The sequence below is a fragment of the Streptomyces sp. NPDC001100 genome (genome assembly GCF_053598575.1).
Window position 1 is genome coordinate 16,306 of sequence record NZ_JBSFKO010000035.1, and the last position, 13,010, is coordinate 29,315.

16 protein-coding genes are annotated in these 13,010 nt (G+C 70.6%); 7 read left to right on the forward strand and 9 right to left on the reverse strand.

Going from position 1 to position 13,010, the window contains the following annotated elements; translation table 11 throughout:
* The first annotated feature begins 1 nt into the window (after position 1).
* The 5 genes from rpmG (at position 2) to ACWDEW_RS37055 (ending at position 2,566) form a co-directional block, all read left to right on the forward strand.
* Positions 2-166, forward strand: a complete 165-nt coding sequence (gene rpmG, locus ACWDEW_RS37035) for a 50S ribosomal protein L33 (RefSeq protein WP_093623241.1) — start codon at positions 2-4, stop codon at positions 164-166.
* A gap of 50 nt (positions 167-216) precedes the next feature.
* Positions 217-465, forward strand: coding sequence for a type B 50S ribosomal protein L31 (locus ACWDEW_RS37040; RefSeq protein ID WP_450518933.1), 249 nt, complete (start codon positions 217-219; stop codon positions 463-465).
* Complete coding sequence (gene ykgO / locus ACWDEW_RS37045; RefSeq protein ID WP_450518935.1) at positions 462-584, forward strand: type B 50S ribosomal protein L36; 123 nt, start codon at positions 462-464, stop codon at positions 582-584. Before ACWDEW_RS37040 ends, ykgO begins: the two co-directional genes overlap by 4 nt.
* Before the next feature lie 128 nt (positions 585-712).
* Entirely contained in the window at positions 713-1,543 is an 831-nt protein-coding gene (locus tag ACWDEW_RS37050; RefSeq protein WP_450518937.1) for a PP2C family protein-serine/threonine phosphatase, read from the forward strand.
* 48 nt (positions 1,544-1,591) lie between these two features.
* Entirely contained in the window at positions 1,592-2,566 is a 975-nt protein-coding gene (locus tag ACWDEW_RS37055) for an MASE1 domain-containing protein (RefSeq protein ID WP_450518939.1), read from the forward strand.
* Between the two features lie 21 nt (positions 2,567-2,587).
* Here ACWDEW_RS37055 and ACWDEW_RS37060 read toward each other — a convergent pair whose 3' ends face one another.
* Positions 2,588-3,724 (reverse strand): PP2C family protein-serine/threonine phosphatase, encoded by a 1,137-nt coding sequence (locus tag ACWDEW_RS37060; RefSeq protein WP_450518941.1) that lies wholly within the window; start codon positions 3,722-3,724, stop codon positions 2,588-2,590.
* Positions 3,725-3,911: 187 nt separating this feature from the next.
* Between ACWDEW_RS37060 and ACWDEW_RS37065 the strand changes: the two genes are divergently transcribed.
* Complete coding sequence (locus tag ACWDEW_RS37065; RefSeq protein WP_450518943.1) at positions 3,912-4,640, forward strand: hypothetical protein; 729 nt, start codon at positions 3,912-3,914, stop codon at positions 4,638-4,640.
* Here ACWDEW_RS37065 and ACWDEW_RS37070 read toward each other — a convergent pair.
* The 7 genes from ACWDEW_RS37070 to ACWDEW_RS37100 form a co-directional block, all read right to left on the reverse strand.
* Positions 4,606-5,139 carry a TerD family protein gene (locus tag ACWDEW_RS37070; RefSeq protein WP_450518944.1) on the reverse strand — a complete coding sequence of 178 codons (534 nt, stop codon included), beginning with the start codon at positions 5,137-5,139 and terminating at the stop codon, positions 4,606-4,608. The two genes, ACWDEW_RS37065 and ACWDEW_RS37070, sit on opposite strands and share 35 nt — an antisense overlap.
* 110 nt (positions 5,140-5,249) lie before the next feature.
* Complete coding sequence (locus ACWDEW_RS37075; protein WP_450518946.1) at positions 5,250-6,350, reverse strand: M20/M25/M40 family metallo-hydrolase; 1,101 nt, start codon at positions 6,348-6,350, stop codon at positions 5,250-5,252.
* A 9-nt stretch (positions 6,351-6,359) separates the two neighbouring features.
* Entirely contained in the window at positions 6,360-6,644 is a 285-nt protein-coding gene (locus ACWDEW_RS37080; protein WP_450518947.1) for a hypothetical protein, read from the reverse strand.
* Between the two features lie 223 nt (positions 6,645-6,867).
* Positions 6,868-8,313 carry an argininosuccinate synthase gene (gene argG, locus ACWDEW_RS37085; protein WP_450518949.1) on the reverse strand — a complete coding sequence of 482 codons (1,446 nt, stop codon included), beginning with the start codon at positions 8,311-8,313 and terminating at the stop codon, positions 6,868-6,870.
* 113 nt (positions 8,314-8,426) lie between these two features.
* Positions 8,427-9,428: an ABC transporter substrate-binding protein gene (locus ACWDEW_RS37090; protein ID WP_450518951.1), complete on the reverse strand. Its 1,002-nt coding sequence runs from the start codon at positions 9,426-9,428 to the stop codon at positions 8,427-8,429.
* 52 nt (positions 9,429-9,480) lie between these two features.
* The gene (locus ACWDEW_RS37095) at positions 9,481-10,542 is read right to left on the reverse strand and encodes an ABC transporter permease (protein ID WP_450518953.1); all 1,062 of its coding nucleotides are present in this window, start codon (positions 10,540-10,542) and stop codon (positions 9,481-9,483) included.
* Positions 10,539-11,348, reverse strand: coding sequence for an ATP-binding cassette domain-containing protein (locus ACWDEW_RS37100; RefSeq protein WP_450518955.1), 810 nt, complete (start codon positions 11,346-11,348; stop codon positions 10,539-10,541). Before ACWDEW_RS37100 ends, ACWDEW_RS37095 begins: the two co-directional genes overlap by 4 nt.
* A gap of 163 nt (positions 11,349-11,511) precedes the next feature.
* Here ACWDEW_RS37100 and ACWDEW_RS37105 point away from each other — a divergent pair, with 163 nt between their 5' ends.
* On the forward strand, positions 11,512-12,519 hold the full coding sequence (locus ACWDEW_RS37105; protein ID WP_450518957.1) for a LacI family DNA-binding transcriptional regulator: 1,008 nt from the start codon (positions 11,512-11,514) through the stop codon (positions 12,517-12,519).
* A gap of 266 nt (positions 12,520-12,785) precedes the next feature.
* Here ACWDEW_RS37105 and ACWDEW_RS37110 read toward each other — a convergent pair whose 3' ends face one another.
* Positions 12,786-13,001, reverse strand: a complete 216-nt coding sequence (locus ACWDEW_RS37110) for a DUF4177 domain-containing protein (RefSeq protein WP_019056094.1) — start codon at positions 12,999-13,001, stop codon at positions 12,786-12,788.
* Positions 13,002-13,010: the final 9 nt, after the last annotated feature.

The following is a 13,010-nucleotide window of genomic DNA, read 5'->3' on the forward strand; positions in this document are numbered from 1 at the left end:
CATGGCACGCACCACGAACCGTCCCGTCGTCACCCTGAAGTCGACGGCCGGTACCGGCGTCACCTACGTGACGCGCAAGAACCGTCGCAACGACCCCGACCGGCTGGTCCTGCGCAAGTACGACCCGGTCGCCGGCGAGCACGTCGAATTCCGCGAACAGCGTTGAACCCCGCAGAGCGGCCGTCCCTCCGGGGACGGTCTGAGGAAGGAAACACCATGAGGTCTGGCATCCACCCCGTGTCCCGTCCGGTCGTCTTCCGCGACCGCGCCGCGGACACCGCGTTCCTCACCACCTCGACCGCGCACTCCGCGCGCACGATCGAGTGGGCGGACGGGAACACCTACCCGCTGATCGACGTCGAGATCTCGTCGGCCAGCCACCCCTTCTACACCGGCAACACGCGGGTCGTGGACACCGCCGGCCGCGTGGAGCGCTTCGAGCGCCGCTACGGGAGGCAGTCATGAAGGTCCGCAACTCCCTGCGCTCGCTGAAGGCCAAGCCCGGCGCGCAGGTGGTCCGCCGCCGCGGTGTGATGTTCGTCATCAACAAGAAGGACCCGCGCTTCAAGGCCCGCCAGGGCTGACACGGCGCGTACGGCCCATCGGCCCGGCCCCGCTACGGCGGTGGCCGGGCCGTTCCCGTCTTCGCGCCAGGGAGGAGAAAAATCGGTTCTTTATGCTTATAGCGGTACCAAACCCTTTGGAGTGGTCGATGTCCCGGATACGCCCGACGGACGACGGCGACGAGCTGCTGGCCAGGCTCGGGACGCTGACCGCCCAGGCGCGCGAGCGGGCGGAGCTGCAGCGCTCCCTGCTGCAACTGGCCGTCGCCCTGCAACGCGGCATGCTGCCCGGAGAGATGCCCGTCACCCCCCGGTTCCACCTTGCGGTCGAGTACTCGCCCGCCAACCACGGCCTCAACGTGGGCGGCGACTGGTACGACGCGTTCACCATGCCCGACGGGCGCATAGGCCTGTCCATCGGTGACGTCCAGGGCCACAACATCGAGGCCGCCGCGTTCATGGGCCAGGTCCGGGTCGGCCTGCGCGCCCTCGCCTCCGTCACCAGCGAACCCGGCGAACTCCTCGCCCTGACCAACGACCTGCTCCTGTCCCTGGGCACCGAACTCTTCGCGACCTGCACCTTCGTCCGGCTCGACCCGGCCACCGGGGTGCTGGAGAGCGCGCGGGCCGGACACATACCCTCCGTCTGGGCCACCGCCGACGGCCGGTGCGGCATCGCCGACGACGAGGGCGGACCGCCCCTGGGCATCGTCGCCGGACAGCGGTACCCGGTCACCGAGCACCGGCTCACCACCGGCGGAGTCTTCGTCCTGGTGACCGACGGCGTGGTGGAGGGCCCCTCGATGAGCGTCGACGAAGGCCTCGACCAGGTGATGCGCCTCGCGGGAATCGCCGCCGTGGCCGGCATGGAGGCGGGCTCGCTCGCGGCCGCGGTGATCAAGGGAGCCGAGCGTGTGGGGCACGAGGACGACGCGGCCGTCCTGGTCGTGGGACACGACGCGCCCGGGACCGGACCATAGGCCCGCCCCGCGCCGCTCGCCTCGCCGACACGGCGGGGTCGGTGTCTGATGGCAGCTGTGGTGGGTTTCGATGATCTGCGGCGACCGGCCGGGTACGCCCTCCTGACGCTGGCCGTCGCCGGCTGCTACTTCGCGGCGGGACGCCTCGGCCTGCTCCGCGAGCTCGTGGTCGAGGGCGCCGTGTTCACCCCGATCTACCCTCCCACCGGCGTAGCGGTCGCCGCCCTGCTTATCTTCGGGCTGCGGGTCTGGCCCGGCATCGCCCTCGGCATCCTCTTCGTGATCATGTCGCTCACCTCGCTCCAGCCGACCGCCCTCGTCGTCCTGGCCGGCAACACCGCGGCCCCCGTCTGCGCCTGCCTCATGCTGCGCCGGGTGGGTTTCCGCACCGACCTCGGCAGACTCCGCGACGGCCTCGCCCTGGTCTTCCTGGGTGCCCTGAGCGCCATGCTGATCAGCGCGAGCTGCGGAGTCGTCCTGCTCGTCGTCACCGACGAACTGGCCTCGCACTCCTTCTGGCCGGTCTGGCTGGGCTGGTGGGTGGGCGACGCGATGGGCGTGCTCATCGTCACCCCGCTCCTGCTCATCCTGCGCACAGTGCGCTTCCCGCTGGACCTGCACCGCTGGAAGGAGGCCCTGCTGCTGGCGGCCACCATCGCCGTCATCGTCCTCCTGGTCACCCACAGCCACGTCAGCCTGCTGTTCCTGGTCTATCCGCTGCTGATCTGGGCCGCGCTGCGGTTCCGGTTCGCGGGCAGCATGCTGTGCGCCCTGTTCGCCTCCGTCATGGCCACCGTCGCGGCGACCCGGGAGTCGGGTCCCTTCGCCGACCTGACGCATGTCGAGGTGATGGTGAAACTCCAGGCCTTCAACGGCACGATGGCCCTCACCGCGCTGCTGCTCTCCTCCGTCATCACCGAGCAGCGCAACACCAGGCTCTCGGTGGAACAGGCCTGCCAGGAACTGGCCGAGGTCCTCGAACACCTCACCGCGGGCGACCCCCGCCAGGGCGGCCGGCCCTGACCGGTCCGTCCCGTCCGTCCCTCAGAGAAGGCCCGCGTCACCCCTGCGGCGCAGCACCAGCAGCGCGGTGTCGTCGCGGGGCGTGCCCGCCGTATGGCGGCGCAGATCGCCGTAGAGGGTGGCCGGAACGTCCTTCGGGAGGACGTCGCCCCAGGCCGCGGCCCGTTCCTCAAGGGGATAGAAGGTGCCGGACGGATCGCGTGCCTCGGTGACGCCGTCCGTGCAGAGCAGGAGTGTGCTGTCGGCGGGAAAGGCGAACCACTCGACGGTACGGGGCTCGGGGGCCAGCGCGTCCAGGCCCAGCGGCACACAGGGCTCCTGCCGCAGCACCGGATCGGCCCGCTCCCCGCGCAGCAGCAGCGGCGCCACATGACCGCAGTTGATCGCCTGGACCTCCTGCTCGCCGTCGACGCCCAGCACGATCGCCGTCACGAACCGCTCCCGCTCACCGGTCTGCGCCGCGAAGGAGTTGTGCCGCAGCACCGCCTCCTCCAGGGCGTCCACCAAGGCGGTGAGCGTGGGCTCGGCCACGGCCGCCTCGCGGAAGGCGCTCAGTACGGCGAACGCGGCGCTGATCGCCTGAAGGCCCTTGCCCTGGACGTCGGCGATGAAGACCCGGGTGCCGTAGGGGGAGGCGACGACCTCGTAGACGTCGCCGCCCACCCGGCTGTCCTCCTCCACCGGTCGGTACAGGCCGTGGACCAGCAGTTGGTCGGTCATCAGGGGGAACGGGCGCAGGATCTGCCGCTGGAGAGCGGCGGCGGCGGAACGCAGCCGGGCGATCTCGCCCTCCCAGCGGATCCGCTGCGCGGCCCGCGCCACGCTGAGGCCGTTGAACACCAGGGTGAAGGCGATGACCGCCGCGTCCGCTCCCACCGTGTGCAGCGGTGTGTCGAAGAGGGAACCGGCGATGACGATCGTCACCCACGCGGACGCCACAGTGGTCTGCCGCACAGTCCCGCGCCCGGCGATCAGCGCGGGCAGCACCACCAGAAAGGGGGCCGGCCGGGTGTCGCGGCCCAGGACGATACCGGTCAACGCCACCAGCGCCGTGGTGCTGACCAGCCAGAACACCACCGCGGCCCAGCTGAGCGGAGGCGTCGTCCGGTGCCCTGCGTCGGCCGCGGTGGAACCGGCCGGATCTCCGGAGATACGCACCGGCCCTCCCACTGCCTGGGGTCGTCGGCCAACCGTCGGGAACACTTCCCACTCTTCAATATCAGCCCCATGTGTACCGTCCGCGGGCCGCAACACCACTCCGGCCCGAGCCGGGACGCACCTGACCCCGTCAGGGGGCTAGATTCCGATCCGGGTGTTCGTCCGAGGGTGGGGGAGTGGGGAGAGCGTGTTCATCTGGCGCACACTGCGGGGTGAATGGCAGGGCATCGTCGTCGATCCCGTACGACAGCTGCTGCGGCGCGGACTGCCGGGGATGTCCCTGGCGTTCGTCGCCGCCTTCGGCGTCATCTTCTTCCACGCGCTGGCGCAGCGGCCGGCCGGCGCGTCGATCGTCAGACAGCTCGGCGGCGTCCAGGGCGACCTGCCGCTGTGGCTCGCCCTGCTGCGCACCCCGATATCGCTGTACGTGCCCGCCCTCGACCTGCCCGTGTGGGCCGGCATCACCCAGCTGTTCCTGGCGTTCGCGCTGGCCGAACTGGCACTGGGCCGGGTCCGCACCCTGGTCGTCGCCTACGCGACCACACTGGCCGGCACCCTCACCGTGCGCGTCATGCTCCTCATCGGGCCCGGCTGCGGGGGCATCGGACTGCGGCCCGAGGTCGGGCACGTCCTCGACACCGGCCCCTCCGCCGCGGTCGTGGGACTCTTCACCTATATCGCCGTCGTCCGCCGCGCGCCCATCGTGTTCGTCCTCACCGGCGGGTCGATGGTGTGGGAGTCGATCGTGAAGCCCAACCTGGCGGGCCGCGAGCACCTCGTCGCGGTGGGCACCGCCATCGTCCTCGGGCTGGTCCACGAACTGCGCCACAGGCGGCCTGCGGTCGCCACGCTGCTCCCGCACTTCAAAGCGGACCGGCCGGTCAGGCCTGAGGCACGCTGCCCATCTCCGCACTGAAGCCGACCGGCTCGCTGTCGAACCCGCGCACCATCGGGCGGAACTCCCAGTCCCCGGAGGCGTCCTTGGTGAACTCCCCCACGGTCGCCGCGGTGGACCCGCCCACCCCGGCGAAGTCGTCCGACAGCAACTCCTTGTATCCCTCCACGACCTGCGCCCTGGCATGCGACAGTTCACCGAAGGTCCGCGTCCCGCCGTTCTGATGGATCGCCACGCCGACGACCACCCGCCCGAAGGACGCGGCCAGGCGGTCGAGTTCCAGCACCATCACCTCGATGTCGCCGTACCCCTGGCCGGTCTCGCTGTGCCGGCTCATGTTGATGGTGCCGTCCGGCGCGCGGCTCTCGGAGTTGACGACGTACACCGGACGCCCGTGCGGGGCGTCGGCGGTGTAGGTCGCCGCCATGATGTCCAGCCGGCACGGCTGACTGCCCCAGGGACTCGGATCCCAGCGGAGCCGTACCTCGACCTTGCCCGCCACCTTGCTGATGCTGCTCACCGGATGCCGCTCTCCCGATTCAGGCCAGGACGGGACAATCCCCCGTATGGTCAAGTATGGCTCTTCGACGGTCGGTTGATGCCGTCCGAGCGCTCCTGACATGCTCGGGATCAAACACTCCGGATCGCGTCCACCAGCCCGGCGACGAGCTGCGCCCGCTCGGCCATCGACGCGACCTCCAGATACTCGTGGTCGGCGTGCGCCCCGCCCCCGACCGCACCCAGCCCGTCGAGCGTCGGCACTCCCAGCGCGGCGGTGAAGTTGCCGTCGCTGCCACCGCCGACCGCCCGCCCTTCCAGACCGGGCAGCAGCTTCTGTGCCACGGCGAACAGTCCGGCCGCCGCCGACTCGGGCATCGGCGGCCGGCCGACGCTTCCCCGTACGGTGATCACGGCCTCGTCGAGATGCGGGGTCAGCGCCGAGAACGCGGACTCGATCCGCTGCGTCTCCTCGGCCGACTCGACGCGGACGTCCACGACGACGGTCGCCGCCGCCGGTACGACGTTGTCCAGGGTGCCCGCCGACGCGACGGTAGGGGTGACCGTCGTACCGATCTCGGGCCGCCCCAACTCCGCGATGGCCAGGACCTGGTGCGCCGCCTCGACCAGCGCGTTCACCCCGGCGGCCGGCTCCAGCCCCGCGTGCGAGGCCCGGCCCGCGACGGACACCTCGAAGGTGCCGCAGCCCTTGCGGCCGGTCTTCACGCCTCCGCCGTCGGCGGCGCCCTCGACCACCAGCACGGCACCGCAGGCCAGGGCGCGTTCCTCGAGGAGAGCCCGGGAGGAGTGGGAGCCGACCTCCTCGTCGGCGGTCACCAGGATCTCGACGCCGGACCGGTCGTCGAGCGACGCCAGCCCGTGGACCGCCTGCACCAGACCGCCGAGCATGTCGAAGACACCGGGTCCCGTCGCGCGACCGTCCTCGACCCGGAAGGGGCGGCGCGCGAGGGTACCCAGCGGGAACACGGTGTCGTGGTGACCGAGGATCAGCACACGGGGTGTGCCACCGCCTGACCAGTGGACATGCGGTCCGCCTTCGCTGTCGACGAGTGCGGCCCGACCGCCGAGCCGCGCCTCGACGACGGAGGCGACGGTCTCGGCCGACTTTCGCAGAGCGGCCAGGTCACGGGAGGGGGACTCGACCTCGACGAGGGTCCGGAGGTCATCGATCATCGCGTCGACGCTCACATCGACGGTCTTGTGCGTGGTCACGGGGGAAGGTTACGCGGGGAGTGCCGGGGGAAAAGTGCCCGGCAGATTCGGACCGTCGGGGTTCCACATGTACTGCAGGTCCTCGTTCTTCAGCAGCACACCGGCCTCGGCCATCTGGTCGAGGACGTCGACGAGCATCTCACCGAGCCGGTAGCCACTCACCCAGAACATCCGCTTGACCTGGCCGAACGGCTGGTTCGCGGGGAACACCCCCAAGATCTTCCCGAGTTCGAAGCCCGCGCTGTCGTAGTCCGTCCAGTCGGCCAGCGCGTCCCGCAGTCCGCCCACCGCCACAGCACCTCCTCGGGATCCCATCGTGTTGGGGACCGGCTCACCGTAGCGGCTGAGAGCCGGACGGTTCGTCCAGATCCCGCTCGGCGCCCGGAGCCACCACCCGGCCCCGGGTACGAGTGTCCGATCCCCGGTTCCGGCCGGCCGTCCACCGAGCGACGAAGGGCCGGCCCGACGTCGTGCGCGTCGAACCGGCCCAACGGCGGTGCTGTGTCCGGGAGTTCGGTCAGTCCGTGCCGGACTCCATCGCCGCGCGGTCCAGCAGCGCTTCGTCCTCGGAGACCTCGCCGCGGGAGGCGATGGCCTCGGCGCCGCCCTCCGGCATGCTGCCGATGAGGCCGGTCGCGGCGGCCTGCGCGGCGCCGATCGCCGCGTTGCCGCTGCCGATCAGACCGAGCACGGCGTACTGCTCCAGCTTGGCGCGGGAGTCGGCGATGTCGAGGTTGCGCATGGTCAGCTGGCCGATCCGGTCGACCGGGCCGAACGCCGAGTCCTCGGTGCGCTCCATGGACAGCTTGTCCGGGTGGTAGCTGAACGCCGGGCCCGTGGTGTCGAGCAGCGAGTAGTCCTCGCCGCGCCGCAGCCGCAGGGTGACCTCACCGGTGATCGCCGAGCCGACCCAGCGCTGCAGGGACTCCCGGACCATGAGGGCCTGCGGGTCCAGCCAGCGGCCCTCGTACATGAGGCGGCCCAGGCGCCGGCCCTCGTTGTGGTACTGGGCGACGGTGTCCTCGTTGTGGATCGCGTTCACCAGGCGCTCGTAGGCGGCGTGCAGCAGGGCCATGCCCGGTGCCTCGTAGATGCCGCGGCTCTTGGCCTCGATGATCCGGTTCTCGATCTGGTCCGACATGCCCAGGCCGTGCCGGCCGCCGATGGCGTTGGCCTCCATCACCAGGTCGACGGGGGTGGCGAACTCCTTGCCGTTGATCGTCACCGGGCGGCCCTGGTCGAAACCGATCGTCACGTCCTCGGTGGCGATCTCGACCGACGGGTCCCAGAACCGGACGCCCATGATCGGCTCCACGGTCTCCACGCCCGTGTCCAGGTGCTCCAGCGTCTTGGCCTCGTGGGTGGCACCCCAGATGTTGGCGTCGGTGGAGTACGCCTTCTCCGTGCTGTCGCGGTAGGGCAGCTCATGCGCGAGCAGCCACTCCGACATCTCCTTGCGGCCGCCGAGCTCGGTCACGAAGTCCGCGTCCAGCCAGGGCTTGTAGATCCGCAGGTGCGGGTTGGCGAGCAGGCCGTAGCGGTAGAACCGCTCGATGTCGTTGCCCTTGAAGGTCGAGCCGTCGCCCCAGATCTGGACGTCGTCCTCCAGCATCGCCCGGACCAGCAGCGTGCCGGTGACGGCGCGGCCCAGCGGGGTGGTGTTGAAATAGGCGCGCCCGCCGGAGCGGATGTGGAACGCGCCGCAGGTCAGCGCGGCCAGACCTTCCTCGACCAGCGCCGCACGGCAGTCGACCAGACGCGCGATCTCGGCGCCGTAGGCCTGCGCGCGGCCGGGCACCGAGGCGATGTCGGGCTCGTCGTACTGGCCGATGTCGGCGGTGTAGGTGCAGGGGACGGCACCCTTGTCGCGCATCCAGGCGACCGCGACGGAGGTGTCGAGTCCGCCCGAGAAGGCGATGCCGACGCGCTCGCCGGTGGGGAGGGAGGTGAGGACCTTAGACATAGGAAGATTATGCACGCTCGCGCATGGTCATGCAAAGTCCCCCTCCTGGAGCAGTTCTGCCGGACACCCCGGAAGCGATGGGGTGCCCGGCAGAACAGGCCGTCGCGGAGCGGTCAGCAGCCCGCCTTGTAGAAGTACTTGCTGATCTCGGGCTGGTTCATGTTCGCCTTGGTGATGGCGACCATGTTGGTGCCTATGGACTTCTGCACCGACTTGCCCTCGAAGGCCGCGGCGAGCTGGTCCACGGCCTCCTTGCCGATCGCCGCCGGGTCCTGCGCGACCAGCACCTGGAGCGTGCCCGCCTTGAGGGAGGCGACCTCGTCCGGCTCGGCGTCGAACGCGGCGACCTTCACCGCGCCCTGCTTGCCGGCCTGCTTGAGACCGGTGGCTATGCCGGTACCGGTGTTGGTGTTGCCCGCGAAGACACCGCCCAGGTCGGGATGGGCCGCCAGCGTCGACTGGATCTGGGAGGCCGCGGTGGCCGGCAGGTCGTTGTCGTAGAGGGTGGGCAGCATCTTGATGTTCGGGTACTTCTTCATCTCCTCCGTGAAGCCCTTGATGCGGGCGTCCGTGGTGGAGACGCCGGGCTTGACGCTGATGACGATCGCCGAGCCCTTCTCGTTCATCAGCTTGGCGAGCGCGTCGGCCGCCACCCGGCCGCCCTTCTCGTTGTCCGACGAGATCCGGGTGATGCCGATCGAGGAGTCGGTGACCGTGGTGTCGACGAGGGCGACCTTTGTCCCGGCCGACTGGATCTGCTTGAGCGACGGGGTGAGCGCGCTGACGTCGACCGGCGAGATCAGCAGCCCGTCGGGCCGGGACGCGGCCACCGAGTCGAGGAGGGGCCGCTGCACCGACACGTCCCACTGCGCGGAACCGTCCGCCGAGAAGTCCATGCCCTTGGCCTTGGCCTCGGTCTGCGCCGCACACGTCATGGTGATGTAGAAGGGGTCGCTCTTCACACCGGTGATCAGCCGGACCTTCTTCCCGGAGGCACCCCCCTTCGATCCCGAACCGCCGCTGTCGCTCGACGAACTGCAGGCGGCCGCGCCGGTCAGGACCAGCACGGTGCCGGCGGCGACCAGTACTTTGCGCGTGATGCGAATACTCGACATAAGGCTGTCCTCCAAGGTCGTACGAGGGTGGGATCGAAGGTCGGGGAGGGGGTCACGCACGCTCTCTGGTCTTCCTGCGCATCTGGTCGATGTAGACGGCCGCGACCAGGACGACACCAACGGCGACGTCCTGCCAGTACTGCTGCACACCGATGACGATCAGCCCGGTCGTCAGCACGGCCGGGATGAACACACCGATCACGGTGCCGAGTACGGAGCCCCGCCCGCCGAACAGGCTGGTACCGCCCAGGACCACCGCGGTGATCACCTTCAGGTTGTCGGTGGAGTGCCCGGCGATGGACGTCGTCCCGTACGAGGCCAGCCACATCACCGCGCCGAGACCGGCCAGCAGGCCCATCAGGCCGTACACCATGATCAGATGGCGGCCCACCGGGATGCCCGCGCGCCGGACGGCGGTCGGGTTGGAGCCGATGGCCAGGGTGTGGCTGCCGAACCGCGTGGCGCCGAGCACCGTGCCGAACAGGGCGGTGACCACCGCGGCCAGGATCACCATCCACGGGATGCCGGCCAACTTGCCGAAGCCCAGGCTGTTCTGGAGGTGGGTGGCGGCGGCACCGGCCGGGTCCTGGCCGCCGGTGGCGAGTTCGGCGATGCCCAGCGCCGCGCCCAGTCCGCCCAGGGTCACGATCAGCGGGGGCACCTTCCCGGTGGCCACCACCGCTCCCTGCAACGCACCCCAACCCGCGCCCACCGCAAGGGCGATGACGACACAGACGGCGACCGTGCCCCAACTGGAGGCGGGTCCGCCGTGGTGGATGTTGTACTCGCCCGCCGCGACCGCCGCCAGCACCAGCACCGAGCCGATCGACAGGTCGATGCCCGCGGTGATGATCACGAACGTCATGCCGACACCGAGCACCAGGTAGATGGCCGCGTTCACGGCGATCTGCGTGAGGTCGTACTGCGTGAAGAACTTGCCCGGCGCCGCGATGGTGAAGAACGCGACCAGCGCGACCAGGATCACGAAGGTCCACAACTCGCTGATGCCGGCGGCCCGTCGCAGCCACGGGGGTATGGCGAACCTTCCGCCGTCGGACGGGGGCACGTCCGGCGCCTTGGCCGTCGGCTTGATGTCCTGGCTGTTGGCGCTCATCGGCCGCCCTCCGCTTCGGTCGCGCCGTGGTTCCCGTTCTGCGCGGGCTCGTCCAGTGATCCGGTCATGGCGCCGACGAGTTTCTCGATCGTGGCGTCGGCCGCGGTGAACGAGGCGACCCGGCGGCCCAGCCGCAGCACCTCGACCCGGTCCGCGACCGACAGCACCTCGGGCATGTTGTGGCTGATGAGGACGACGCAGATGCCCCGGTCGGCGACCCTGCGCACGGTCTCCAGGACCCGGGCGCGCTGGACGACGCCCAGGGCGGCGGTCGGCTCGTCCATGAAGATGACCTTGTTGGCGAAGGCGACCGCGCGGGCGACGGCCACCGACTGCCGCTGCCCTCCCGACAACGTTGTCACAGGAGCCGTCACATCTTTCAGTTCGACTCCCAGTTCGCCGAAGGCCGCGATCGCCTCGCGTCGCATCGTGGGCCGGTCGAGCACGCCCAGGCGGCCGAGCAGACCCCCGCGCACGAGCTCCCTGCCGAGGTAGAGATTGGCCGCCGCGTCCAGATCGGGCGCCAGCGAAAGATCCTGGTAGACGGTCTCGACTCCGTGCCGTTGCGCGTCCATCGGACCCGTGAACCGGACCGGCACCCCGTCCAGGCGCACCTCGCCCTCGTCCGGGGTGAGCACACCGGAAAGGACGTTCACCAACGTCGACTTGCCGGCACCGTTGTCACCGATCAGTGCGACGACCTCACCGGCGTACGCCGTGAAGTCGGCGCCCTGGAGCGCCTGGACATGGCCGAAACGCTTGACCACACCATGTGCCGCGAGAAGTGGTTCCCTTGCAGAGGCCATGCTGTGCTTTCTGGTTGGTATCGTTAACAGTTCGTCGATTCTGGGAGGCCCATGAGTGGGCGTCAAGGGTCGGGACGGACACGGTTCGGGCGCACGCCGTCGGCCGTCGGCCAGGTCGCGCGCGACGAGATCTGGAGGACGTGGCGTGGCCGGTCGTCCCAGGATGAAAGACGTCGCCGCGGAAGCGGGCGTGAGCGTGATGACGGTGTCCCGGGTGGTCAACCGCGAGGCGGGCGTCGCGCCCCGCACCGCCGCTCGCGTCGAGGCGGCGGTCCGTAAGCTGGGCTATCAACGTGACGACGTGGCACGGCAGTTGCGCCGCACGGACCGACTGAGCCAGACCATCGGACTGATGGTGGACAACGTCGCCGACCCCTTCATGGCCGCCGTCGCCTCGGCCGTCGAGGACATCGCCCACCGGCGCGGCAACATGGTCCTCATCGGCTCCAGCCGCGCCGACCCGCACCGCGAACGGGAGGTCGTCGCGGCCTTCACCGCCCGCCGTGTCGACGGTCTGGTCCTCACCCCGGCCGCGGGCAGCCACCGCTTTCTGCGCCCGGCGCAGGCGCGGGGTACGAAGATCGTGTGCGTGGACCGGGCGGCACCGGGCCTGGACGTGGACACCGTCGTGGTGGACAACTTCGGCGCGGTGGAACAGGCCGTACGCCATCTCGTCGCGCACGGCCACCGCCGGATCGGCTACCTCGGCGACCGACGGGAGATCTGGACCTTCGGCGAACGCCATCGCGGCTATCTGGCGGCCCTGAGCGCCGCGGGCATCGAGGCCGACCCGGCGCTCGCCCGGCACGGACTCGGCTCCGGAGCGGACGCCGCCCGAGCCGTCACCGAGATCCTCTCCGCGCCCGAACCGCCCACGGCCGTGCTCGCGGGCAACGAGGTCCTCGCGCTGGGCGCGCTGCCGGTGCTGCCCGCCGGCGTCGCGTTCATCGCCTTCGACGACTTCGCGCTGGCAGCACAGTTGACCCCGCCGGTCACCGTCATCGCGCAGGACCCGGTCGCCCTCGCGACGAGCGCCGCGCATCTGCTGTTCGCCCGCATCCACGGGGACGCGGCACCGCCGCGGCGGGTGGTGATGCCGACGGAGCTGATTCCGCGTGGGTCGGGGGAGATTCCGGGGCCCGCCGGGCTGCTTCCGGTTCCCGGGCGCTGACGACTCCCGGCCCGCGCCCCGCGCACGGAGCCGGCTCCAGCGCGGGGCCCCGTCCCGCTTACGACAGCGGCAGCCGCGCGGGGCCTGTCCGGCGGGCCGTGCCGTGGACGCGGGCCCGGCACGTCCTTCTCCGCCTCAGGGCTGGACGCGCCGAGCCCCGCTCACCGGCACCGAACGGTCGCCGTTTCCCTGCTGCGCCCCGATCCGTCCGTCAGGTGCTGCCCCGCCCAGCCGGACAGGCCCTGCGCCCGCCGCGCCGGACGGCGCTACGCGCGGGGCCGCTCGAAGGTGAGGAGCAGGCCCTCGACCGCGCCGGGACCGATCCGGCCCTTGACGTCGGCGGCGGTGATCGCCTTCAGGCCCCAGCCGTCCTCGGCGTGCTTGTTCAGGACCTTCTCCAGCTTGTCGCTGTCCAGCGCGTCGCCGATCAGCGACTCCCGGAAGCTGACGACCTTGTACTCGAACGTGTAGGCGTTGCTCATGGCTGCGAT

Bases quoted from the DNA above. Each gene is read 5' to 3' on its own strand.
- rpmG (WP_093623241.1), top strand. From the start codon at position 2: ATGGCACGCACCACGAACCGTCCCGTCGTCACCCTGAAGTCGACGGCC.
- ACWDEW_RS37040 (WP_450518933.1), top strand. From the start codon at position 217: ATGAGGTCTGGCATCCACCCCGTGTCCCGTCCGGTCGTCTTCCGCGAC.
- ykgO (WP_450518935.1), top strand. From the start codon at position 462: ATGAAGGTCCGCAACTCCCTGCGCTCGCTGAAGGCCAAGCCCGGCGCG.
- ACWDEW_RS37050 (WP_450518937.1), top strand. From the start codon at position 713: ATGTCCCGGATACGCCCGACGGACGACGGCGACGAGCTGCTGGCCAGG.
- ACWDEW_RS37055 (WP_450518939.1), top strand. From the start codon at position 1,592: ATGGCAGCTGTGGTGGGTTTCGATGATCTGCGGCGACCGGCCGGGTAC.
- argG (WP_450518949.1), bottom strand. From the start codon at position 8,313: ATGTCTAAGGTCCTCACCTCCCTCCCCACCGGCGAGCGCGTCGGCATC.
- ACWDEW_RS37090 (WP_450518951.1), bottom strand. From the start codon at position 9,428: ATGTCGAGTATTCGCATCACGCGCAAAGTACTGGTCGCCGCCGGCACC.
- ACWDEW_RS37095 (WP_450518953.1), bottom strand. From the start codon at position 10,542: ATGAGCGCCAACAGCCAGGACATCAAGCCGACGGCCAAGGCGCCGGAC.
- ACWDEW_RS37100 (WP_450518955.1), bottom strand. From the start codon at position 11,348: ATGGCCTCTGCAAGGGAACCACTTCTCGCGGCACATGGTGTGGTCAAG.
- ACWDEW_RS37105 (WP_450518957.1), top strand. From the start codon at position 11,512: ATGAAAGACGTCGCCGCGGAAGCGGGCGTGAGCGTGATGACGGTGTCC.
- ACWDEW_RS37110 (WP_019056094.1), bottom strand. From the start codon at position 13,001: ATGAGCAACGCCTACACGTTCGAGTACAAGGTCGTCAGCTTCCGGGAG.